Genomic DNA, 21,912 nt, shown 5'->3' with positions numbered 1-21,912 from the left:
AGACCCCCACGCTGCGGTGGGCATTCGAGTTAGGATGGCCTAAGAACCCGCCGCCTGTGGGGGCAGCGATGACGGGAAGGTATTCATCATGGGCTTCATCACGTCCGAGGCGCTGTCCGAGACCGGCTACGTGGTCCTCGACGACCACACCTCCGCCACGGATCCCGCCGAATGGTTGGGCCTGGAGTATGTCGGCTGGCGCTCCTCCGGCATCACGCGCTTCGCCCCGCTCACCAGCTATGCCGGCGACGTCGACTGCAACGGCTTCTGGAACCACACCCCACCGCGCACCGACAAGGATGGCGTCTGGGTCGCCTCGCAGGTCGCGGTCGCCCCGACGCTCCAACGCCGGGCACAGGAACCGGGCGCCGGCATCGGCCGCTGCCGCGTGATCGAGCTGCAGCCGAACGAGTACGCCGACGCGATCTACAACCTGCATCAGGACGACAACAACCGCCTCAACGAAGAGGGCACCGGCTGGGTCGTCCGCGGGTTCTTCAACCTCTCCGACGACACCGAGTCGATGCTGATCCTGCGCGCCGACCGTTTCGATCCGGCGACCGAGATCCGCCTGCCGCTGCGCGCCGGCTCGCGCATCATCGTCGACACCCAGCGCTTCTGGCACGCGGTCTGGCACCGCGGCACCGCCCCGCGGTACGCGCTCATCACGTCATGGACCAGCGGCCCCGAGCTCGACGCCTACATCGCCGCCAACCACGGCGACCCGCACCCGAAGACCGTCGACCTCGACCCGCAGTTCGTCGACGATGCGCAGGTCGAGCTGCACCGCCGCATCGAGGAGCGCCGTCGCGCGTTCGAGGCTCAGGGCATCGTGATGGAACCGCCCGTCGACATGAACGTCTGAGGCGACGGCCCGCGGGTCTCCCCACAGGTTCCTTCTCGCTGCCCCTCAGATCGTGCGGCCGTCGTGAATCCGCACCACGCGGTCGACCGTCCCCTCGGGAGGCGCCACGTGCGAGATCAGCAGCACCGACTGCTCCCCCGCGGCCTGCAGCAGATCACGCAGCAGGGCATTCGATGCTTCCGGATCGACCCCCGCCGTCGGCTCGTCGAGGACCAGCACGGGGAAGCCGCGCAGCAGCGCCCTGGCGAGCGCGATCCGCTGCGCCTGACCGCCGGACACCAGCGCGCCGCGGTCGCCGACCCGCGCATCGAGGCCCCCACGCTCCCGTACCCAGTCACCGAGTCCGACCCGCTCGAGCACCGCCTGCAGGTCTTCGTCCGAGGCGGAGTCCCGCGCGAAGAGCAGGTTCTGGCGGATGTCCTCGTCGAACAGCTGAGGGCTCTGCTCGCACAGCCCGATCACGCGTCGCAGCGCCGGACCAGAGAGCTCCGCGGCATCGCGACCACCGACCAGATACTCGCCCTCCACGCGCAGGAAGCCGACCAGGGTCGCCGCGAGCGAACTCTTGCCCGCCCCGCTCGGCCCCGCGACCAGCACCCGTTCGCCGGGTCGGAGGTCGAGATCCACGCCTCTCAGAGCGGGCGTCCCGCCAGGCCAGGTCGCGCGCGCGTCGCGCAGGCTTACAGCCGGGGTGCCTTCGAACTCGACGTCATCACCCGCGTCGGCGCGCAGCTCGTCCGGCATCCGTTCGGGCAGCACGTCGACGATGCGCTCCGCGCTGGAACGCACGCTCCGCCACGATGCGGCGGCGATCGGCACCGCGCCGAAGATCTCGAACACCACCATCGGCACGAGCACGGCCACGGCCAGCCACGGCCCGTCGATCGAGCCGTCCGAGAGGCCGGGAGCCGCCGCGGCGAGCGCCCAGACCGAAGCGACTCCGGCGACCGCGGAGACCACGCCGGCGGCTACGGCCTGCGCGAGCGAGGCACGGTCGACTACGCGTCGCAGCGCGGCATCCGCTGCGGTGATCCGTGCACGGGCCTGCTCCTCCGCGCCATAGGCGATGAGCACGTCGAGGCTGCCGAAGTAGTCGACGAGGGCCGCCGAGAGCTCGGCGCGACGTTCCGAGACCTGCGCTTCGGCGCGTGAGCCGAACACCCACCCCAAACCGATCGCGGCTGCCGCAGCGACGAGCAGGCACACGGCCAGCGTGAGCGCGGCGGCGGGCGATACGAACGCGATGAACCCGACGGCCCCGACAGCGACCAGAGCGGCGACCCCGAGCGGCTGCACCACCCGCAGCGGCAGGTTCTGCAGGTTCTCGACGTCGTCGACGAGAGCTGCGAGCACCCGACCGCGATCCGTCGCGCCGAGTCCCGCTGGCGACAGCGGGATGAGTCGGCGCACCATGTCGGCGCGGGTCGAGGCGAGTTGACGCAGCGCGGCATCGTGTCCGCTCAGGCGCTCCAGATAGCGGGTGACCGCGCGCGAGACGGCGAAGAAGCGCACACCGACGACGGCGATCGACAGCGGCACCAGCGAGTCGACGATCGATGCGCTCACGATCAGCCACCCGCTGACGGCGAGCAGGCTCACGGCGGCGGCGGCCGAGAGCAGACCCCAGATCAGACCCGGCACGAAGCGGCCGAGCGGCGGTTGCGCGAGTCGCAGGATGGCGCCGACCCGGTGACCGCGGGAATGCACGGTGTCGGTTGTGCGGGGTGCAGTCATGCGTTCACCCCCAGCTCCACGATCTGATCCGCGATCTCCCGTGCGGTCCGACGGTGGGAGACGAGGAGGATCGTCGCACCGGCATCCGCCTTCTCGCGCAGCGATCGCCACAGCCGGTCCTCGGTCTCGGGGTCGAGTGCACTCGACGGCTCATCGAGTGCGAGCACGCGTCCGGACGCCGATGCCTGGCGATACAGGGCTCGAGCGACAGCCACTCGCTGCGCCTGCCCACCCGACAGCCCCGCTCCCTGCACGCCGAGTTCCAGCGCGGGGTCGATGCCCTCGGCGCAGGCATCGTCGAGCGCATCGCGCACCCGGTCGGCGTCCGGCTCAGGATCACCGAGGGTGACGTTCGCCGCCACGGTCCCGCGCGTGAGGCCAGGTGCCTGTCCCGCCCAGGCGAGCCACACCGACGGCGCGATCCCCCTCACGTCCGCGCCGCCGTAGGACGCTGTCCCCTCGAACTCGGCCGCGCCCCGGAGCGCGGCCAGCAGCGACGACTTCCCCGACCCGCTCGGCCCTTCAAGGACCGTGATGGTCCCCGGCCCGGCAGCGAACGACACGGGCGGCAGGTCGCGCACCCGCAGACCGTCTACCACGAGGTTTCCGCCCTTCGCCGGTTCCACCTGCATGACCGATTCCCGGATGCCGGGGGCTTCGACGGCGATTCCTCCGGCATCCGTCGAAAGCTCCTGCATCCGCGCGCGCTCCCCCGCCGCGTCCAGCACCTCGAACACGTCCTCCGTCGCCGCAACCCCTTCGGCGGCAGCGTGGAACTGCACCCCCACCTGCCGGATGGGCAGGAACGCCTCGGGAGCGAGCAGCAGCACGAACAGCCCCACCTCGAGAGTCAGATCACCCGACAGCAGCCGGAAGCCGACCGACACCGCGATCAGGGCCACCGCGATCGAGGCCAGCAGCTCCATCGCGAAGCCGGACAGGAACGAGAACCGCAGCACCTTCATGGTCTCGCGGCGGTACTCGTCCGCGGTGACCTCGATGCGGTCGGCAGCGCGACGATCACGCCCGAACAGTCGCAGCGTCGACAGCCCCTGCACCGTGTCGGCGAAGCGAGCCGCGAGGCGCTGCAGCGTCTGCCACTGCCGCGTCTGGACGGTGCGGGTCGCCATGCCGATCAGGATGAGGAACAGCGGGATCAGCGGCAGCGTGATCACCGCGGTGAGTCCGCTCGGCCAGTCCTGCCACCACATGACCGCGACGAGCACCGGCGTCGCGATCACGGTCAGCACGAGCTGCGGGATGTAACGCGCGAAGTAGGCGTCGAGCGCTTCGAGTCCGTGGCCCGCGGTCACCGCGAGCGCGGTCTGGTTGCGTTGCGCGAGCCACCCTGGCCCGAGTTTCCCGACCGCAGCCACGAGCGCCGTGCGCAGCTGCATCCCCGTCTTGGCGGCCGCCCGTGTCCCCGCCGCATCAGAGGCCGCGATGAGCAGGCCTCGCAGCAGAGCCGTGAGCAGCAGCCAGAGCAGCGACGAGGTGACGTCCCGCCCCGCGAGCGCCCCCGTGATCGCTTCGGTCAACAGCCACGCGAAGGCGATCGTGACCGCGGTCTGGACGACGCCGATCAACGCGGATGCCGCGAGGAAACCCCTCGCGGCACCCGCGTATCTCAGCAGTCTCGGATCGACGGGTTTCACGCGTGTGCCGGAGCCCCCTCGATCGACTTCCGGGTGACCCGCTTGCGGAAGACCCAGTAGGTCCACGCCTGGTATGCGAGCACGAGCGGCATCGCGATCAAGGCCGTCCAGCTCATGATCTGCAGTGTGTACGGGGTGCTCGACGCGTTGGCGATCGTGAGGCTGTACGCCGGGTCGATCGTCGACGGCATCACGTACGGGAACAGCGCGGAGAAGAGCATGACCACGGCGAACAGCACCGTGAGCATCCCGGAGAAGAACGCCCACCCGTCGCGACGGACCATGGAGAGCCCGACAGCCGCGATCAGACTGACCGCCGCGAGCGCGCCGGCGCCGATGACCAGCCAGAGCAGCGGAGCCTCACGGCCCATCGCGATCGCGACCGTCCAGATCACCGTCGCGGCTGCGACGAGGATCGTCGGGATGGCGGCCTTCTTCGCGAGCTTCTGCGCGTCCTCGTGCACCTGACCATCGGTCTTGAGCGCCACGAACAGCACGCCGTGCAGGAAGAAGAGCAGCAGCGTGGTGACGCCGACCAGCAGTGCGTACGGGTTCAGCAGGGCGAAGAACCCGCCGACGTAGATGTGGTTCTCATCGATGGCCACGCCCTGCACGATGTTGCCGAACGCGACGCCCCACAGCAGTGCGGGAACGACCGAGCCGATGACGATCATCCGGTCGAAGCCGGCCTTCCACTTCGCGCTGTCACGCTGGTGTCGGTACTCGAACGAGACACCGCGCAGGATCAGCGCGAGCAGGATCAGCAGCAGCGGCAGGTAGAAGCCGCTGAACAGCGTGGCGTACCACTCGGGGAACGACGCGAACAGCACGGCGCCGGCCACGATGACCCAGGTCTCGTTGAGGTCCCAGACCGGGCCGATCGTGTTGATCACCTGTCGGCGCGAGACGTCGTTCTTGCCGAGGAACGGCAGGGACATGCCGACTCCGAAGTCGAAGCCGTCGAGCACGAAGTAGCCCACGAAGAAGAAGGCGACGATGAAGAACCAGAGTGTTGCGAGATCCATGATGCTCCTCCCTCTCAGTAGACGACCGACGGCAGCTGGGCCGTCTCGTCATGCGGCTTCTCTTCGGTGTCGGGCCCCTTCTGGGCAGCCCGGATGATGAGGCGGATCTCGACGACGGCGAGCGCCGCGTAGATCGCCGTGAACGCGATGAGCGATATCAGCACTTCGAGGCCGCTGACGCCCGGCGAGACGCCGTCCTGCGTCGTCATCAGCCCGAACACGATCCAGGGTTGCCTTCCCATCTCGGTGAAGACCCAGCCCATGATGTTGGCGGCCAGCGCGAGCGGGAACGACCAGATCGCGACCTTCCACATCCACGGTGCAACCGGCTTCTTGGCGCCCTTGCGGGTGACCCAGAGGCCCGCGACGGCGACGAGCGCTGCGGCGATGCCCAGGCCGATCATCCAGCGGAAGGCCCAGTACGTGATCCACAGGATCGGGGCGAAGTCGGTCAGACCGGTGGAGGCGTACGTCTGTGCGTACTCGGCGTTCAGATCGTTGATGCCGTGCACGCACGCGTCGAGCGTGTGGGTCGACAGCAGCGAGAGCAGATACGGCACGCGGATCGAGAACAGCTCGGAGCTGCCGTCCGGTGTGCCGAGCGTGAAGATGCTGAAGGAGGCGTCCGGCCCGCACACCGTGTTGAAGGTCGCCTCGGCGGCGGCCATCTTCATCGGCTGCGCGGCGTACATCGCGAGGCCGAGCTGGTCGCCCGTGAGCACGACGCCCGCGGTGGAGACGATCATGGCCCACAGCCCAAACTTCAGCGAGATGCGCATGGTGTCGAAGTGCTGACCGCGGGACAGGTGCCAGGCCGAGACCGAGATGACAACACCGGCGGCGAACATGAACGCGCCGAAGATCGTGTGCGGGAACGCGGCGAGCGCGACCGGGTTGGTCAGCAGCGCCCAGAAGTCGGTCAGCTCCGCGCGGTTGGTCGCCTCGTTGAACGTGTAGCCCACCGGGTTCTGCATGAAGGCGTTGGCGGCGATGATGAAGTACGCCGAAAGGATGCTGCCGATCGAGACGCACCAGATCGTGGCGAGGTGCAGTTTCTGCGGGAGCTTGTCCCAGCCGAAGATCCACAACCCGATGAAGGTCGCCTCGAAGAAGAAGGCCAGCAGTCCCTCGAATGCGAGCGGAGCACCGAAGACGTCGCCGACGAAGCGGGAGTAGTCCGACCAGTTCATGCCGAACTGGAACTCCTGCACGATGCCGGTGACCACGCCCATGGCGAAGTTGATCAGGAAGATCTTGCCGAAGAAGCGGGTCAGGTGCAGGTACTGCACCTTCGCGGTGCGCACCCACGCCGTCTGGAAGATCGCGGCGACCAGCGCCATGCCGATCGTCAGCGGCACGAAGAGGTAGTGGTAGACGGTCGTCAGCCCGAATTGCCATCGGGCCAGAGCGAGCGGATCAAGCCATTCCATGCACGACTCCTGTTCTGTGGTGCCGCTGCGTCGTGCGGTGACGCGGCGGCTCCGTTCCCTCGACCAGCGGCGCGGTGGTGTCGCGCAGCTGCACGGTGCAGTCCGACGGGAGGACAGCATCGCGTACGCACTCGGCTTCGAGTGGTCCGCCTGCCTCGTTCAGGACGCCTTGCATGAGTTCGAGGTGCACGCGGCACAGCATCGGGCGGTCTTCCGATCGTCCGGCGGCATGCGGGCACGGGCTGAGGTCGACGGTGAGCCGACGGTCGTCGAGGACGGGCTCGAATCCGCTCTCCTCGAGGTGCTCCACGAGCGCGTCGAGCTGATAGGTGGCTTCTCGGCCGAGTCCGGACGCCACGGCATCCGGGAGCATGCTCCGCATCAGGTCCCCACGGCGGGCGGCGGCCTTGGCCTTGTCCCGCGCCACCGGACTGGAAGCTCCGGGCGCCCCGGTGGCGGCGCTGTATAGCGTGCGCGGCCGCCCTCTCGTGGTGCGGTGCTCGATCGTGGGGATCACGTAGCCGCCCTCGATCAGGCGCTGCAGGTGCTCGCGAACCGTGTTGGCGTGGAGCCCCGTGGCGTCGCACAGTTCGGTGATCGAGAGCTCTCCTCGGGTCTGCGAACTTCCCGCTTCGAAGAGCAAGTGCAGGATCTGCACCCGGGAGTAGCTCGAGATCGGCCCGCACACGGGCCCGCCGTTGGCCATGAACCCAGTATCCCGCGACGCTGCGAGTTTGCCGAGAGGTATGGCCGTGAATAAACACCTGGCCGATAGGGATGTCTGATGCCGGCGATAGCCTGGGGGCATGGCCACCCGGAAACCCGCTCCTCCCGCGTACGTGTGCACGGAATGCGGGTGGACGACCGCGAAGTGGGTCGGCCGCTGCGGCGAGTGTCAGCAGTGGGGAACGGTGCAGGAACAGGCGGCGCAGACCGGCATCCTCCGTCGCGTCGGCCCCGTCGCCCCGACGGCCGACCGTGCCGCTCGGCCCATCACGCAGATCACGACGCAGGATGCTCCGCGGCGCTCGAGCGGCGTCGGCGAGTTCGACCGTGTGCTCGGTGGCGGCATCGTGCCCGGCGCCGCCATCCTGCTCAGCGGAGAGCCGGGCGTCGGCAAGTCGACGCTGCTGCTCGAGGTCGCCGCCCAGGCCGCGCGCGGCGGGCGGCGCGTGCTCTACGCGAGCGCCGAGGAGTCCCCTGGCCAGGTGCGCCTGCGCGCCGAACGCACCGGTGCCCTGCACGACGAGCTCTACCTCGCCAGCGAGACCGATCTGGCGACGATCCTCGGCCACATCGACGAGGTCAAGCCCCAGCTGGTGATCGTCGACTCGGTGCAGACCGTCTCGTCGTCGCTGATCGACGGTGCCGCCGGGCAGCCGAGCCAGGTGCGCGAGGTCGCGGCCACCCTGATCCGCATCGCCAAGGACCGCGATCTGCCGATCATCATCGTCGGCCACGTCACGAAAGACGGTCAGGTCGCCGGTCCCCGCGTGCTCGAGCACCTGGTCGACGTCGTCTGCCACTTCGAGGGCGACCGACAGACCTCGCTGCGCTTCATCCGCGCGCTCAAGAACCGCTTCGGCCCCACCGACGAGGTCGGCTGCTTCGAGATGACCGGAGACGGCATCGCCGAGGTGCCCGACCCCTCGGGGCTGTTCCTCTCGCAAGGGGCCACCGAGCCGGGTACCTGCGTCGCGATCTCGCTCGAAGGACGACGTGCGCTCCCTGTCGAGGTGCAGGCGCTGACGGTTCCCAGCAACGCACCGAATCCTCGCCGCATCGTGCACGGCCTCGACTCCTCACGGGTGGCGATGGTGCTGGCGATCCTCGAACGGCGCGCAGGCGTGCCCACCGGCAGCCTCGACGTGTACGTGTCGACGGTCGGCGGCGTGCGCTTCACCGAACCGGCAGCCGACCTTGCGATCGCCATCGCCGTGGCCGGTTCCATCCAACAGATATCGGTGCCGCGCACCGTCGCGGCGGTGGGCGAGCTCAGTCTCGCGGGCGAGATCCGTCCGGTGACCCAGGCGGCACAGCGGCGGTCCGAGGCTGCGCGTCTCGGCTACGAGCAGGTGGTCGACGATCGCTCGAAGACGCTCCGCGCCGCGCTCGGCGATGTGCGGGCGCGTAACACCTCACGCCGCGCCGACCGCGACATCCCGCCGTTCTGACCGGTACCGCGCCGACGGGAGGCTGGGCTCAGGCGTCGAGCGCCTTGAGCAGTTCGGCGGGGTCCGCCTGCATCGGGTGGGGCCCTGCGATGTCGAGGAAGACCGTGGTGATCGGATGCGCCGCCAGGAACTTCCGCAGCCACTCCGCGCTGTAGATGCCCACGCCCGGCGGCAGATTGGCTGGCTTGTTCTTCGCGTCGCTGAACAGCAGCAGCGCGAGGTCACCGGTCTTCGGGTCACGGTATGTCCACACCTCGCCGCTGTCGAGCGGGTTGTCACGCGCCCCGGGCTTGATCAGCGGCACGACGGTGGTGCCGTGACGGAGAGCGAGAGCGACCGCGGCGACGTCCTGCTTCTCCAGGGCCTGTGCCAGAGCATCCGACCGGAAGTCCTCGGGTGCGGGCTTGTTCTTCGCGGACTTCGCCTTCTTCGCTGCCATGTGTCCAGCTTATTCACGGCGCAACGCGCAGAGCACCGATTCGGCCGTGGATACGATTGGGGCCCTCTCGAGTCCCACATTGGGGACTGGGGTACTCGAGAGGGCCCTCGGACTCTCGGGCGGCGGTGTCGAAGCGCTGGGGACGCTGTAGTTCGACGCCACTGGGGATGGCTTGGTGCCGCTAATGCGGAGAGTCGCTTCTATGGTATCCCAAAGACCCACGGATGTCAGCATCGCGGGGGGATGACCGCCGATGTCGCTCCGTTTCGTGCGAGATCCGCCGATTCGCAACGATTTCCGACGAGGTTCACCGGGATCCCTTCGAACTCAGCGGAGCGCGATCCGGCACGACTCAGTAGAGCAGGATCTGCGCGCTCGACGGGCTCGTGAACCCGCCGATCGAGACCTCGACGTGGTACGAGGCTCCCCCGCCCGGTGCCCGCTGTCGGTTCTCCTGCGCGCAGGTCTCGACGCTCGAACGCGTGCGATCCCAGGTGACCGGGTCCTTGCTCGTGACGGTCGTGCCGGCCGTGAGCGTGGCGATCATGCTGCTCGGGTTCTCCTGGCAGTCGGTCGAACGCCACCACACGTCGGCACCGCTGGAGATGGTGAAGGACTGGGTCGTCGATCCCACGTCGATCGTGCAGTCCTTCGTGCCCTTGTTCGTGAGCGAGATCGAGAGCTTCGGCAGCACGCCGGCTGCGTACGTCTCGGCGTCGGTCACGGCCGCGACCTCGATGTCGGCCGCCTCGCAGGGCGCGACCGCCGGAGTCTGCTCGGCTGACGGATCGGGGGTCGGCGACTCTCCGTCAGCGGTGGAGCTGGAGGAGGGCGAGGGAGATGTCGACGGCGTCGGAGACGGGGTGGACGCCGTGCCTGCGGCAGCCCACGGTCGCGCGATCAGAAGCCACGCTCCGATGCCGATGGCGGCGACGGCCAGCACGAGCGCGATCAGGACGACCAGTCGCCGACGACGGTACACGGCGGCGGAAGGACGAGGCATGTCTCCAGGCTAAGCGATCCTCTGCCACGACCCGGGGAGGCCCCTCGGCACGGACCGGCGAAGGAGTGTCAGAGCACCTTGAGCATGCGGGTGTTGCCGAGGGTGTTCGGCTTCACGTGCGCGAGATCGAGGAACTCCTCGACACCCGCGTCACCGCTGCGCAACAGCTGCGAGTACACGTCGGGGTCGACGACCTGCTCACCGATCGGCGTGTAGCCGCGTCGTCCGAAGAACTCCACCTCGAAGGTGAGGCAGAACAGGCGGGTCAGGCCGAGCATCCTGGCGTTCTCCTCGAGGCGGTCGACGATCGCACGTCCGACGCCGTGGTGCAGCCAGTCGTCGCGCACGAGCAGGGTGCGCACCTCGCCGAGGTCTTCCCAGATCACGTGCAGCGCACCGCACCCGATCAGCACCCCGTCGGCCTCTGCCACGACGAACTCCTGCACGGCGCCGTACAGCACCGCCAGATCCTTGCCGAGCAGGATGCGCTGCTCGACGAGCGGCTGCAGCAGGGTGCGGATGCCGACGATGTCAGCGCTCCGCGCCGGTCGGACGATGTACTCGCTCACACCACAAGCCTAGAACCCGAGACCCGGCGGCACCTGTACCGGACACAGGAAAGGGGCGGATGCCGCAGCATCCGCCCCTTCTCATGAATCGACTGAGGTCACTCCCCGCTGGCGACCGCCAGATCGGGGGTGCCGGCGATCGCGCCGCCGCCGGTGTTGACGCCGACCGCGACGGGGCCGCCGGCGCGCGGGCCGTGCTCGAAGAGGAACTGCCCGTCCTTCGCGTCGACCTTCACGTGGTCACCAGAGTTGAGCTCACCGTGCAGGATCTTCTCCGAGAGACGGTCCTCAACCTCGTGCTGCATCGCGCGACGCAGCGGTCGGGCACCGAGCGCGGGGTCGAACCCGATCTCGATGAGGCGCTCCTTGGCGGCCTGCGACAGCTCGATCGTCATGTCGCGGTCCAGCAGACGCTCGCCGAGGCGCTTGGTGAACAGATCCACGATCTGCACCAGCTCCTCCTTCGAGAGCTGCGGGAACACGATGATGTCGTCGACACGGTTCAGGAACTCGGGCTTGAAGTGCCGCTTGAGCTCTTCGTTCACCTTGCCCTTCATGCGGTCGTAGCTGGTCGAGTCGTTGCCCTCGATCTGGAAGCCGACAGGACCGCCCGCGATGTCGCGTGCACCGAGGTTGGTGGTCATGATGATGACCGTGTTCTTGAAGTCCACGATCCGACCCTGACCGTCGGTGAGTCGACCCTCTTCGAGGATCTGCAGCAGCGAGTTGAAGATGTCCGGGTGGGCCTTCTCGATCTCGTCGAAGAGGACCACGCTGAACGGCTTGCGCCGCACCTTCTCGGTGAGCTGGCCACCCTCTTCGAATCCGACGAATCCGGGAGGGGCACCGAACAGACGCGAGACGGTGTGCTTCTCACCGAACTCGCTCATGTCGAGCGAGATCAGCGCAGCCTCGTCGTCGAACAGGAACTCGGCGAGAGCCTTGGCGAGTTCGGTCTTTCCGACGCCCGTGGGGCCGGCGAAGATGAACGAGCCCGAGGGACGCTTCGGGTCCTTGAGGCCGGCACGCTGGCGACGGATCGTCTTGGAGAGGGCGGCGATCGCCTCTTCCTGACCGATGACGCGCTGGTGCAGGGCCTTCTCCATGAAGACGAGTCGGCTGGACTCCTCTTCCGTGAGCTTGAAGACCGGGATGCCGGTGGCCTGTGCGAGCACCTCGGCGATCAGACCCTCGTCGACGACCGCGGAGGTCGCGACGTCGCCCGCACGCCACTGCTTCTCGAGACGCAGACGCTCGGCGAGGAGGCTCTTCTCCTCATCGCGGAGGGCGGCGGCCTTCTCGAAGTCCTGCTCCTCGGAGGCGATCTCCTTCTGCTCGCGCACGGCGGCGATCTTCTCGTCGAATTCGCGCAGCTCGGGCGGGCTCGACAGGATCGACAGACGCAGGCGTGCGCCGGCCTCGTCGATCAGGTCGATGGCCTTGTCCGGGAGGAACCGGTCGGAGACGTAGCGGTCGGCGAGGTTCGCCGCGGCCACGATGGCGCCGTCGGTGATCTGCACCTTGTGGTGCGCCTCGTAACGGTCGCGGAGTCCCTTGAGGATGTTGATCGCGTGCGGCAGCGTCGGCTCGTTGACCTGCACCGGCTGGAAGCGGCGCTCGAGCGCGGCATCCTTCTCGAAGTGCTTGCGGTACTCGTCGAGCGTGGTCGCACCGATCGTCTGCAGCTCGCCACGGGCGAGGAGCGGCTTCAGGATGCTGGCCGCGTCGATCGCGCCCTCGGCGGCACCCGCACCCACGAGGGTGTGGATCTCGTCGATGAAGACGATGATGTCGCCGCGCGTGCGGATCTCCTTGGTGACCTTCTTCAGGCGCTCCTCGAAGTCACCGCGGTAGCGGGAACCGGCGATGAGCGAGCCGAGGTCGAGCGAGTAGAGCTGCTTGTCCTTCAGCGTCTCGGGCACATCGCCCTTGACGATCGCCTGGGCCAGCCCCTCGACGACGGCGGTCTTGCCGACACCGGGCTCACCGATCAGGACGGGGTTGTTCTTGGAACGGCGGGAGAGGATCTGCATGACCCGCTCCGCCTCCTTCTCGCGCCCGATCACCGGGTCGAGCTTGTTGTCGCGCGCGGCCTGGGTGAGGTTTCGGCCGAACTGGTCGAGCACCGCGGAACCACCCTGGGTGCCGGCCGGCGAGTCGTTGGTCTGCGCACCGACGGAAGCCGGCTCGCGACCGGGAGCTCCGGAGAGCAGCTGGATGACCTGCTGGCGAACCTTGTTGAGGTCGGCGCCGAGCTTGACGAGCACCTGGGCGGCGACGCCCTCACCCTCGCGGATGAGGCCGAGCAGGATGTGCTCGGTGCCGATGTAGTTGTGGCCGAGCTGCAGAGCCTCGCGGAGGCTGAGCTCGAGCACCTTCTTGGCGCGCGGGGTGAACGGGATGTGCCCGGTCGGCTGCTGCTGACCCTGGCCGATGATGTCCTGCACCTGCTCGCGCACGGCGTCGAGGGAGATGCCGAGGCTCTCGAGGGCCTTGGCAGCGACGCCTTCACCCTCGTGGATGAGGCCGAGCAGGATGTGCTCGGTCCCGATGTAGTTGTGGTTGAGCATCTTCGCCTCTTCTTGGGCGAGGACGACCACTCGACGGGCTCGGTCCGTGAATCTCTCGAACATGCTGTGACTCCTTATTCGCACGGGGCGAAGCGCTGACACCTGTGGCGTTCTCTGCGCCTGTACATCGAGAGTAACCACCGTGCGGGGCACGTATGCCCGTGTTCGCCGTGGGCATACCGGGGGTTGACCGAGTTATCGACAGTCGTTATGTTAACGACTGTCGATAACAACGGGTCCGGAGCGGACCGTGCAGGAGGGGGACGAAATGACCGAGGCACCGACGGCGACCAGAGCTGCGAGCCTGGTGGAGAAGACCGTCCTTGGCGTCATCGCCGGAGTAGCGGGGGCCATAGCCGTGGTCGATCTGGTCGGCGTCAGCATCCGCTCCGCCGTCCTCGTGACGAGCCCGGCGATCACGATTCCATCGATGCGGCTGCGGTCGGTCGACGCACCCGCGGTGCTCGCGGCATCCTCCAACATCTCCGAAGCGCAGTACGACACCGTCACGCTCACGACCGTGGGCCTGAGCCTGTCTCCCCGCCTGCTGCTCGCGATCGCCGACGGACTGGCGGTCCTGGGACCGATCGTGCTGTGCATCGCGGTCGCGTGGCTGTGCGTCCGTCTCTTCATCGGCCGCCCCTTCGGCACGGCGGCCACCTGGGGGATCGGCGTCGCAGCCATCACCGTCATGGCGGGTGGTCTGCTGAGCCAGGCCGTGCGCGCCAACGCGTTCAGCGAGATCGCCTACGAGCTGGACCTCGCATCCGCGGGAGTCCCCACATTCGAGATGTCGATCGACCTCGCTCCACTCGGTTGGGCATTCGCGCTCGCGGTGGTCGCCGGCGCCTTCGAGATCGGTCAGCGTCTGCAGCGCGACACGGAAGGCCTCGTCTAATGACCAGCACCACCAACGCGCGCTCCGAGAAGGCGGATGCAATCACCGTGATCCTGTACGCCGCCGTGGCGCTGGTCACGGTCGGGCTCGCCACCGTTCTGCGCGTCGCCGGCACCTTCCGCGAAACGGGGATCGCGTGGACGGTCCCCATCGACCAGCAGCCGATCTCCGCCACGACCGACTCCGGTGCCATCTCGATCGAGGGGTTCGCGGACGAGGCGATGGTCATCGCCGACGGGGTGAACGCGGCCTCGGTCACGGCCATCATCGCCGCCATCGCGCTGTGGGCTCTCGCGGCCGTCGCGGTCATCGCGGCGGTGACGCTGGTCGCCTGGAACTTCCTCCGCGGACGCTTCTTCGTCCGTCCGAACGCGCGAGCCTTCGACGTGATCGGTTGGACGCTCGTCGGCGCTCCGATCCTGATCGTGATGTTGGAGACGATGGGCCGCAACGGCGTCACCTCCGCTCTCGGCATCGGCGACGGGGAACCGGTGCATCCGATCGAGTTCTGGAGCGTCGCGCCGATCTTCGCCACCGGGGTGACGGTGGGCCTGATCGCGGTGGCATTCCGCCGCGGCATCCGGTTACAGAACGAGAAGCTCGCGCTCGAGAAGGAAACGGAAGGACTCGTCTGATGCTCAGCTTCGGTTCGGACGAGGTGTGGCCGTCCCTGCTCAACATCGGGATCGCGCTCGCGGTGATCGCGGTCATCCTCGGTGTCGTCGTGTGGAGAGGGCGCCGGAGGGGCAGCCGCACGATCGCGCTCGACGCGGCACTCACGCTCTCCGGGTGGTGGATCCTGATGTCGGCGGTGGGCGCTGTGATCTACATCTTCAAGGCGTTCACCGTCCCCTGGGCGGAGTTCGACGGTCAGACCCACGTGTATCTGGATTGGCCGGCCGGTCTGGCGTGCTCGGAGTTCGGTGACAGCGCAACGACGATGCTGACCTGTGGCAGCGAGCAGCTCTCCGAGTTCACTGTCGGCCAGGCGTCGCTGGGGCTCCGGTTGCTCGCGGCATCCGCACAACTGAGCAGCCTTGCTCTGGCCACCATGCCCGCGGTCATCGTGGCGGTCATCTGCTTCCAGACGTTGCGGGGCCGCGCGTTCTCACGCTCCGTGACGCGTGGCCTCACCGGCGGCGCGATCGCCGTGCTCGTGTTCGGCGTGGCGGCCGATCTCCTGAGCGGTATCGCAGCCACAGCCGGCCTTCGCGAGGTCTTCTCACCGGACAGCGAGTGGTACCCATCGTTCTACCAACTGACCGTCACGCCGCTCCCCTTCGTCGGCGCGCTCGGGCTGCTCGCTCTCGCCGCCGTGTTCCGTCAGGGCACACGTCTCGAGCAGGAAAGGGCGCAACTGCAGCAGGAGAAGGCGGTTCTCGAGAAGGACACGGAGGGACTGGTGTGAGCCCGGCGGAGAGCGACGACGAATTCACCGGCATCCACTGCCGACTCGACGAGCTGCTCGCCGAACGCGGCATGACGCTCACCGAGCTGAGCGCCGCGGTCGGGGTGAGCATCGTGAACCTGTCGGTGCTGAAGAACGACCGCGCCCGTGCCATCCGCTACTCCACGCTGCGCGCGATCTGCGAGGCCCTCCACTGCGAGGTCGGCGAGCTGCTGGTGCTCGCCCCGCGCTGACGGGGAACGCTCCCCGCCGCACCGAACGGATTCCGGCTCACAACGTCATCCTTCGTCATATCCACCCAGGGAATTCTCAGGGAGTCATAGCGTTGGGCCTCATGGCGCGCACACGGTGCGCCGCGATTCTGGAGTCCCCACCCTCATGAGCACCACCGCACGCGCCCAGAAGGCGCCTGATACCCGCGGACCGGTCCGGAAGCTGCTGACCTCGTTCGGCTTCCAGATCCTCGCCGCTCTCGTCCTCGGCATCGCCGCCGGTCTGATCGGCCGCCAGCTCGGCGCGACCGCCGAGAACCCGACCGGGCTGTCCGCGACACTCGACACCATCGGCAACTCGTATGTGACGCTGCTGCGCGCCGCCGTGGTCCCCCTGATCTTCACAGCGATCGTCGCCAGCATCTCGAACCTGCGTCGCGTGCAGAACGCCGCACGCCTGGCGGGCCAGACGATCCTGTGGTTCGCGATCACCGCGTTCATCGCCGTGATCATCGGCATCGTCCTCGGCCTCGTGATCCAGCCCGGCAACCGCGCCGGTGAGGGCCTCGAACCGGGCGACCCGTACACCGTGGGCACCTGGTGGAACTTCCTGCTCGGGCTCATCCCGCAGAACTTCCTCGGCCTCACCGTGAGCACCAACCCCGGAGCGGCTGAGGGCACCTTCTCGTCGAGCGTCGGCTTCAACATCCTGCAGGTCATCGTGGTCGCGGCCGTGGTCGGCATCGCCGCACTCAAGGCCGGCAAGAAGGCGGAACCGTTCCTCGTCTTCACCGAGTCGCTGCTGAAGGTCATCCAGCGCGTGCTGTGGTGGATCATCCGCATCGCCCCGCTCGGCACGTTCGGCCTCATCGGCTCTGCGGTCATCAAGTACGGCTGGGAGAAGCTCGCCTCCCTCGGCTGGTTCGCCGCCGCCGTCTACATCGGTCTGGCCCTCGTGCTGTTCGTGGTCTACCCGATCCTCGTGCGCACGCACGGCCTCTCGATCAAGCAGTACTTCTCGGGCGTCTGGCCCGCCGTGCAGCTGGCCTTCGTCAGCCGCTCCTCGATCGGCACCCTGCCGCTCACCGAGCGCGTGACCGAGCGCAACCTCGGTGTGCCCCGCTCGTACGCCTCGTTCGCCGTGCCGCTGGGCGCGACGACCAAGATGGACGGCTGCGCCGCGATCTACCCGGCCATCGCCGCGATCTTCGTCGCGCAGTTCTTCGGCATCGAGCTGAACTTCGTGCAGTACCTGCTGATCGTCATCGTCTCGGTCGTCGGCTCGGCCGCCACCGCCGGCACCACGGGTGCTGTGGTGATGCTCACGCTGACGCTGTCGACCCTGGGCCTGCCGCTCGAGGGCGTCGGGCTGCTGCTCGCGATCGACCCGATCCTCGACATGGGCCGCACCGCGGTCAACGTCGCCGGCCAGGCGCTGATCCCGACGATCGTCGCCAAGCGCGAGGGCATCCTGAACGAGGAGCTCTACAACGCGCCGCGTGAGGGCCTGCCCTTCGCCGACGACTCCGGAGACGACGACGCTCCCGAAGCGGATGCCTCCGCCGACAAGGAACCGGTCAGCGCCCGCTGACCGCTCCCGCCGAACGGCAGAGCGCCTCGCCCCTTCGTGGGGCGAGGCGCTCTGTGGTTCGGGGAGTCAGGCGCGGCCCTCCTGGCGCGTGGCGCCGCGGGTGTCGAGAGCGAGTTCCTCGGCGTCCATCGCGGCGATCAGCTCGCGCATGACCTCCTCATCGAGGTTGCCCGCGTCGCGTTCCGCGAGGAGGATGTCGCGACGCACCTTCAGCCACCCCTTCGACAGGGCGACGAGGTCTTCGTAGGAGGGTCGGCTCGCGGCATCCTCCACCTTCTGCGCCTCGTCGGTGTCCTTCTCGACCCGTGTCATCCGCTTGGTGAAGGCATCGAACACCCGGAGGTCGACCTCGCCGTACTTCGCCTCCCACTCGACCCGCTTCTCGGCGAGGAACTTCTTGCCGGCCTCACGGCTCTTCGCGCGCACTTCGGCGAGCGCCGCCTCATCCTCCTCCTCGTCCACATCGCTGGCGATGCCGAGGCTGCGGATGAGAAGAGGCAGGGTCAGACCCTGGATCAACAGCGTTCCGACGGTGACGATGAAGGCCACCACGACGATGGCGTGCGATGCCTGCGCGTCGAGGGTCGCGAGGTCGGCGGCGGCCACCGCGATCGCCAGCGTCACGACGCCGCGCATGCCGGCCCACGAGATGACGGCACTGTCCTTCCACGTGAGCGTGAGTCCGGCCATCCGGTCGCGCACGATCTGACTGCGCAGCTCGTCGGCGGTGTAGTTGCCCCAGCGCCGCGACTTCTGATGCCGTTTCTCGAACTCGCCGGACTCGACACCACGATCCCAGCGCTCGAGCTTGCGGCGGTCCTGGAAGTTCGCCCACGCACTGGTCGGATAGATGTAGAGCGGCCGCACGATGACGACCACGAGCAGCACCGCCCCGGAGAGCAGCAGGATCTGCCCGACCGACTCGCTGCCCAGGTCGCTGAGCACACGGGGGAACTGCAGCCCGATGTAGGCGAACACGAAGCTCTCCAGCAGCAGGTCGGCCGAAAGCCACAGCGGCTTCTCCTGCTGGCGGGTGGTGTAGTCGGTGCGCGGCGAGTTGTAGCCGACGTACAGCCCCATCGCCACGACCGCCAGGACGCCCGATCCGAGCAGATGCTCGGCGATCGCATAAGCCCCGAACGGCGCGAGGAGTCCGAACGTGCCGATCACCACGGGATCGCTGATGCGCATGCGCAGCTGGTGCAGGACGATCCCGAACACCAGACCGACGGCCACACCCACTCCGACCGCCACCAGGAACTGCCAGATGCCGCCCCAGATCGAGACGGTGGCGCCCGCGAGGATCGCGGCGAAGACGCGGTACAGCGTGAGCGAGGTCGCATCGTTGATGAGGCTCTCGCCCGAGAGCACGGTCATGATGCGTCGCGGCAGCCCGAGCCGACGACCGATCGCCGCCGCGGAGACCGCGTCCGGCGGAGCCACGATCGCGCCCAGGAGCAGCGCGCCGGGGAGGGTGAGGGACGGCAGGATCCACCATGCGACGAAGCCGACGGCCACGGCGGTGAGAAGCACCAGCCAGATCCCGAGCCGGCGGATCTGCGGCAGGCTGCGCTTGAATCCGACGAACGACACATCGAGCGCGGCCGAGTACAGCAGCGGCGGCAGCACGAGGCTCAGGAGCACATGCCCATCGATGTCGAGGTCGGGCACGAAGGGCAGGAAGGATGCGGCGAGCGCCACGATCGTCACCAGCAGCGGGGCCGGCCAGCCTCGCCAGCGTGCGAACGCGGCGATCGCGACGGACCCGACGAGGACGTAGAAGATGCCTGCTTCCATGCCCCCACGGTATCGGGGGAATGGAGGCGCTCAGGTGCGCGTTGTGGTTGGGGATGTCCGATACAGCTCTCTCCGTCCTCGACCTCGTCCCGGTGCGCACCGGCCAGACCAGCGCGGAGGCCATCGCCGCCTCCCTCGCGCTCGCGGAGTCTGCCGACCGTCTCGGCTATCGCCGCTACTGGTTCGCCGAGCACCACAACATGCCGTCGGTGGCATCGACCACTCCCCCGGTGCTGATCGCCGCTGCGGCCACCCGCACCTCGCGCCTGCGTCTGGGCTCTGGCGGCGTGATGCTGCCCAACCACGCACCGCTCATCGTCGCCGAGCAGTTCGCGGCACTCGAAGCGATCGCGCCGGGACGCATCGACCTGGGCCTCGGCCGGGCACCGGGAAGCGACCCGGTGATCACGCAGCTGTTGCGCGGCTCGGGGACCACCAGCGACGTCGAGCAGTTCCCCCGCCACGTGCAGGACATCGCGGCCCTGCTGTCGGCAGACGGGGCTGCGCTGCGTTTCACCTCCGGTGGGGAGTACACGGTGCGTGCGACGCCGGCCGCGACCGGCACCCCCGAGGTGTGGCTGCTCGGGTCGAGCGACTATTCCGCGCAGCTCGCCGCCTCGCACGGGCTGCCCTATGTCTTCGCCAACCATTTCTCGGGGCAGGGCCTCGAGCGCGCGCTCGACCTGTACCGCACCGGCTACCGTCCGAGTGAGGAGCACCCGGAGCCGCGCACGTTCCTCACCGTGAACGCGGTCGCCGCGCCCACGCAGGAGGAAGCGGAGGCCCGTGCACTCCCCCAGCTGCGGATGATGGCACGGCTGCGGCTGAACCAGCCGCTCGCCGCTCTCGAGACCGTCGAGCAGGCGGCGGCGGCCGTGACGGATGCCGCCACCGACGAGGTCGTGCGGGCCGCCCGTTCGCGCTGGTTCGTCGGCACCGGCGAGAGCGTCGCCGCCGAGCTGCATTCCTTCGCCGAGCGCTACGGCGTCGACGAGGTCATGCTCTCCCCCGTCGCCGGCGCCTACGACGCCGAGGCGAACGATGCACCGATTGGTCGCGCACAGACACTGGAACTGATCTCCGCCGCACTTCGCAGCTGACGTCGCGCGCCTGTCAACCCCTGGCTTTCCCGGCGGCACAGGCGTAGCGTCACGACCAGTGCCGACGACAGGGGCGCGGCCCCTTCGGCGAACGCACTGTCGGCAGCAGCAGAAGGAGTTCGACGATGAGCACGACCAAGACTCTCGCCCTCTGGGTCGCCTACGGACGCAACGGTGTCGTCGGCAGCATCCGCCACGACGAGGACGGCTACACGGTCACGATGGTCGGATCGGATGCGACGACCGGAACCTACCCGAGCCTGGCCTCCGCGAAGGGTGCTCTGCACTCCCATATGGCTCCGGGCAGCGACTGGCCGCGCTTCCAGGAGCACTGAACCACCCGCACTGAACCACCCGCACTGGACCACGGCATCCGCCCGGGTCCCGCACGGGGATGGCGCGCAGCGGGCGGGTGACGTCAGGCTTCCGGCTCGCCGGAGAGGATGCCGCGCAGCCAGTCGCGCGCCTCGACGAACACGTCATCGGAGTAGCGGTCGGGGTACTGCACGATCTGCCGGTCCGCGCGCGGATACGACCCGAGGAAGACCACACGAGGGCTGAATCGACGGATGCCGAGCAGCGCGTCGGCCATGCGCTCGTGCTCGATGTGTCCGTCGGCGTCGATCACGAATCGGTAGCGCCCGAGTTCGTCGCCGATCGGCCGCGACTCGATGAGCGACAGGTTGATGCCGCGGGTCGAGAACTGCTCGAGCATCTCCAGGAGCGAACCGGGGTGGTCGTGCGGGAGCTCCACGATCAGCGAGGTCTTGTCGGCACCGGTCGGCTCGGGCGAACGGGTCGTGCGGGTGACCAGCACGAAGCGGGTCACGGCCTGCGCGTTGTCGCCGATGCCGTCTGCCAGCACCTCGACGTCGTAGTGGTTGACGATGCCGGGTGCCGCGATGGCCGCCTGCGCGGGCAGCGTGCCGTCGAGGACGCCGATCGCGGAGGCGACGTTGCTCGACGCGGGAACGTGCGAGTGCGACGGCAGGTGCGCGCCGAGCCACCCATGACACTGGGCGTAGGCGACCGGATGCGCCGCGATCACCTCGACCTGGTCGAGCGTCGTCCCCCGCGGAGCGACCAGCACGAAGTTCACCCGCACGAGATATTCGCCGATGATGCGCAGCCCCGGAAGCGTGGCCAGAGCATCCTGCGTGGTGGACACCCCGCCCTCGATCGAGTTCTCGATTGCGATCATCGCGGCGTCGCTCCGACCCTCGAGCACGTCGGCCAGAGCCTCGCCCACGTTGTGCACGGGGCGCCAGTTCTGGCCGCGGGCCTCGGCCACCTGATCGAGCGCCGCCTCCGTGAAGGTTCCGGCAGGGCCGAGATAGCTGTAGGTACGGCGTTCAGTCACGGGTTTCACCTTAGCCCTCGGCGGGCCGACGGCTCGTCCGGGCGACTTCTCGGATGCGGTCCCGCCGAACAGGGGGCAGACT

At 68.4% G+C, this 21,912-nt stretch carries 20 protein-coding genes; 9 read left to right on the top strand and 11 right to left on the bottom strand.

Going from position 1 to position 21,912, the window contains the following annotated elements; genetic code table 11:
* The first annotated feature begins 88 nt into the window (after window positions 1-88).
* A complete protein-coding gene (locus GLO27_RS14335) occupies window positions 89-865 on the top strand; it encodes a hypothetical protein (RefSeq protein ID WP_021201304.1) in 777 nt (258 codons plus the stop codon).
* Between the two features lie 45 nt (window positions 866-910).
* On the opposite strand, the gene cydC is transcribed toward GLO27_RS14335, so the two are convergent.
* Genes cydC through GLO27_RS14310 form a run of 5 tightly spaced genes read right to left on the bottom strand, consistent with a single transcriptional unit; the run spans window position 911 to window position 7,415 of the window.
* On the bottom strand, window positions 911-2,599 hold the full coding sequence (gene cydC / locus GLO27_RS14330) for a thiol reductant ABC exporter subunit CydC (protein ID WP_167255434.1): 1,689 nt from the start codon (window positions 2,597-2,599) through the stop codon (window positions 911-913).
* Entirely contained in the window at window positions 2,596-4,254 is a 1,659-nt protein-coding gene (gene cydD, locus GLO27_RS14325) for a thiol reductant ABC exporter subunit CydD (RefSeq protein ID WP_167255431.1), read from the bottom strand. The genes cydC and cydD overlap by 4 nt, the downstream gene beginning before the upstream one ends.
* Window positions 4,251-5,279: a cytochrome d ubiquinol oxidase subunit II gene (gene cydB / locus GLO27_RS14320; RefSeq protein ID WP_029267678.1), complete on the bottom strand. Its 1,029-nt coding sequence runs from the start codon at window positions 5,277-5,279 to the stop codon at window positions 4,251-4,253. Before cydB ends, cydD begins: the two co-directional genes overlap by 4 nt.
* Before the next feature lie 14 nt (window positions 5,280-5,293).
* Window positions 5,294-6,709 (bottom strand): cytochrome ubiquinol oxidase subunit I, encoded by a 1,416-nt coding sequence (locus GLO27_RS14315; RefSeq protein ID WP_021201308.1) that lies wholly within the window; start codon window positions 6,707-6,709, stop codon window positions 5,294-5,296.
* Complete coding sequence (locus GLO27_RS14310; protein ID WP_021201309.1) at window positions 6,696-7,415, bottom strand: helix-turn-helix domain-containing protein; 720 nt, start codon at window positions 7,413-7,415, stop codon at window positions 6,696-6,698. Before GLO27_RS14310 ends, GLO27_RS14315 begins: the two co-directional genes overlap by 14 nt.
* Before the next feature lie 100 nt (window positions 7,416-7,515).
* On the opposite strand from GLO27_RS14310, the gene radA reads away from it, so the two are divergent.
* The gene (gene radA / locus GLO27_RS14305; protein ID WP_021201310.1) at window positions 7,516-8,883 is read left to right on the top strand and encodes a DNA repair protein RadA; all 1,368 of its coding nucleotides are present in this window, start codon (window positions 7,516-7,518) and stop codon (window positions 8,881-8,883) included.
* A 28-nt stretch (window positions 8,884-8,911) separates the two neighbouring features.
* Here radA and GLO27_RS14300 read toward each other — a convergent pair whose 3' ends face one another.
* The 4 genes from GLO27_RS14300 to GLO27_RS14285 form a co-directional block, all read right to left on the bottom strand.
* The gene (locus tag GLO27_RS14300; protein ID WP_021201311.1) at window positions 8,912-9,322 is read right to left on the bottom strand and encodes a hypothetical protein; all 411 of its coding nucleotides are present in this window, start codon (window positions 9,320-9,322) and stop codon (window positions 8,912-8,914) included.
* Window positions 9,323-9,674: 352 nt separating this feature from the next.
* The gene (locus GLO27_RS14295; protein WP_021201312.1) at window positions 9,675-10,325 is read right to left on the bottom strand and encodes a hypothetical protein; all 651 of its coding nucleotides are present in this window, start codon (window positions 10,323-10,325) and stop codon (window positions 9,675-9,677) included.
* A 68-nt stretch (window positions 10,326-10,393) separates the two neighbouring features.
* The gene (locus tag GLO27_RS14290; protein WP_021201313.1) at window positions 10,394-10,894 is read right to left on the bottom strand and encodes an amino-acid N-acetyltransferase; all 501 of its coding nucleotides are present in this window, start codon (window positions 10,892-10,894) and stop codon (window positions 10,394-10,396) included.
* A 98-nt stretch (window positions 10,895-10,992) separates the two neighbouring features.
* Window positions 10,993-13,527: an ATP-dependent Clp protease ATP-binding subunit gene (locus GLO27_RS14285; protein ID WP_167255429.1), complete on the bottom strand. Its 2,535-nt coding sequence runs from the start codon at window positions 13,525-13,527 to the stop codon at window positions 10,993-10,995.
* A gap of 205 nt (window positions 13,528-13,732) precedes the next feature.
* Here GLO27_RS14285 and GLO27_RS14280 point away from each other — a divergent pair, with 205 nt between their 5' ends.
* The 5 genes from GLO27_RS14280 to GLO27_RS14260 all read left to right on the top strand — a co-directional run bounded on the left by GLO27_RS14280 (window position 13,733) and on the right by GLO27_RS14260 (window position 17,573).
* The gene (locus tag GLO27_RS14280) at window positions 13,733-14,362 is read left to right on the top strand and encodes a hypothetical protein (RefSeq protein ID WP_021201315.1); all 630 of its coding nucleotides are present in this window, start codon (window positions 13,733-13,735) and stop codon (window positions 14,360-14,362) included.
* Complete coding sequence (locus GLO27_RS14275) at window positions 14,362-14,997, top strand: hypothetical protein (protein WP_167255427.1); 636 nt, start codon at window positions 14,362-14,364, stop codon at window positions 14,995-14,997. The genes GLO27_RS14280 and GLO27_RS14275 overlap by 1 nt, the downstream gene beginning before the upstream one ends.
* Window positions 14,997-15,770, top strand: coding sequence for a hypothetical protein (locus GLO27_RS14270; RefSeq protein ID WP_029259877.1), 774 nt, complete (start codon window positions 14,997-14,999; stop codon window positions 15,768-15,770). Before GLO27_RS14275 ends, GLO27_RS14270 begins: the two co-directional genes overlap by 1 nt.
* Window positions 15,767-16,003 carry a helix-turn-helix transcriptional regulator gene (locus GLO27_RS14265; protein ID WP_167255426.1) on the top strand — a complete coding sequence of 79 codons (237 nt, stop codon included), beginning with the start codon at window positions 15,767-15,769 and terminating at the stop codon, window positions 16,001-16,003. The genes GLO27_RS14270 and GLO27_RS14265 overlap by 4 nt, the downstream gene beginning before the upstream one ends.
* Before the next feature lie 145 nt (window positions 16,004-16,148).
* The gene (locus GLO27_RS14260) at window positions 16,149-17,573 is read left to right on the top strand and encodes a dicarboxylate/amino acid:cation symporter (RefSeq protein WP_029267686.1); all 1,425 of its coding nucleotides are present in this window, start codon (window positions 16,149-16,151) and stop codon (window positions 17,571-17,573) included.
* A gap of 66 nt (window positions 17,574-17,639) precedes the next feature.
* On the opposite strand, the gene GLO27_RS14255 is transcribed toward GLO27_RS14260, so the two are convergent.
* Complete coding sequence (locus tag GLO27_RS14255) at window positions 17,640-19,370, bottom strand: sodium:proton antiporter (protein WP_167255424.1); 1,731 nt, start codon at window positions 19,368-19,370, stop codon at window positions 17,640-17,642.
* A 53-nt stretch (window positions 19,371-19,423) separates the two neighbouring features.
* On the opposite strand from GLO27_RS14255, the gene GLO27_RS14250 reads away from it, so the two are divergent.
* On the top strand, window positions 19,424-20,470 hold the full coding sequence (locus tag GLO27_RS14250) for an LLM class flavin-dependent oxidoreductase (protein WP_167255422.1): 1,047 nt from the start codon (window positions 19,424-19,426) through the stop codon (window positions 20,468-20,470).
* A gap of 125 nt (window positions 20,471-20,595) precedes the next feature.
* The gene (locus GLO27_RS14245) at window positions 20,596-20,805 is read left to right on the top strand and encodes a hypothetical protein (protein ID WP_021200014.1); all 210 of its coding nucleotides are present in this window, start codon (window positions 20,596-20,598) and stop codon (window positions 20,803-20,805) included.
* An 83-nt stretch (window positions 20,806-20,888) separates the two neighbouring features.
* Here the strand turns inward: GLO27_RS14245 and pheA are convergent, their stop codons facing one another.
* Complete coding sequence (gene pheA, locus GLO27_RS14240; RefSeq protein ID WP_029259873.1) at window positions 20,889-21,839, bottom strand: prephenate dehydratase; 951 nt, start codon at window positions 21,837-21,839, stop codon at window positions 20,889-20,891.
* Window positions 21,840-21,912 lie beyond the last annotated feature (73 nt).

It is taken from the genome of Microbacterium sp. Be9 (assembly GCF_011754135.1).
Classification (GTDB): domain Bacteria; phylum Actinomycetota; class Actinomycetes; order Actinomycetales; family Microbacteriaceae; genus Microbacterium; species Microbacterium maritypicum_A.
Note: the sequence above shows the minus strand (reverse complement) of the source record. Positions and strands in the feature narration are given on the sequence as shown.

Bases quoted from the DNA above. Each gene is read 5' to 3' on its own strand.
- cydB (WP_029267678.1), bottom strand. From the start codon at position 5,279: ATGGATCTCGCAACACTCTGGTTCTTCATCGTCGCCTTCTTCTTCGTG.
- GLO27_RS14335 (WP_021201304.1), top strand. From the start codon at position 89: ATGGGCTTCATCACGTCCGAGGCGCTGTCCGAGACCGGCTACGTGGTC.
- radA (WP_021201310.1), top strand. From the start codon at position 7,516: ATGGCCACCCGGAAACCCGCTCCTCCCGCGTACGTGTGCACGGAATGC.
- GLO27_RS14315 (WP_021201308.1), bottom strand. From the start codon at position 6,709: ATGGAATGGCTTGATCCGCTCGCTCTGGCCCGATGGCAATTCGGGCTG.
- GLO27_RS14270 (WP_029259877.1), top strand. From the start codon at position 14,997: ATGCTCAGCTTCGGTTCGGACGAGGTGTGGCCGTCCCTGCTCAACATC.
- GLO27_RS14310 (WP_021201309.1), bottom strand. From the start codon at position 7,415: ATGGCCAACGGCGGGCCCGTGTGCGGGCCGATCTCGAGCTACTCCCGG.
- GLO27_RS14245 (WP_021200014.1), top strand. From the start codon at position 20,596: ATGAGCACGACCAAGACTCTCGCCCTCTGGGTCGCCTACGGACGCAAC.
- GLO27_RS14260 (WP_029267686.1), top strand. From the start codon at position 16,149: ATGAGCACCACCGCACGCGCCCAGAAGGCGCCTGATACCCGCGGACCG.
- cydC (WP_167255434.1), bottom strand. From the start codon at position 2,599: ATGACTGCACCCCGCACAACCGACACCGTGCATTCCCGCGGTCACCGG.
- GLO27_RS14275 (WP_167255427.1), top strand. From the start codon at position 14,362: ATGACCAGCACCACCAACGCGCGCTCCGAGAAGGCGGATGCAATCACC.
- GLO27_RS14255 (WP_167255424.1), bottom strand. From the start codon at position 19,370: ATGGAAGCAGGCATCTTCTACGTCCTCGTCGGGTCCGTCGCGATCGCC.
- GLO27_RS14280 (WP_021201315.1), top strand. From the start codon at position 13,733: ATGACCGAGGCACCGACGGCGACCAGAGCTGCGAGCCTGGTGGAGAAG.
- GLO27_RS14250 (WP_167255422.1), top strand. From the start codon at position 19,424: ATGTCCGATACAGCTCTCTCCGTCCTCGACCTCGTCCCGGTGCGCACC.
- GLO27_RS14300 (WP_021201311.1), bottom strand. From the start codon at position 9,322: ATGGCAGCGAAGAAGGCGAAGTCCGCGAAGAACAAGCCCGCACCCGAG.
- GLO27_RS14285 (WP_167255429.1), bottom strand. From the start codon at position 13,527: ATGTTCGAGAGATTCACGGACCGAGCCCGTCGAGTGGTCGTCCTCGCC.
- GLO27_RS14295 (WP_021201312.1), bottom strand. From the start codon at position 10,325: ATGCCTCGTCCTTCCGCCGCCGTGTACCGTCGTCGGCGACTGGTCGTC.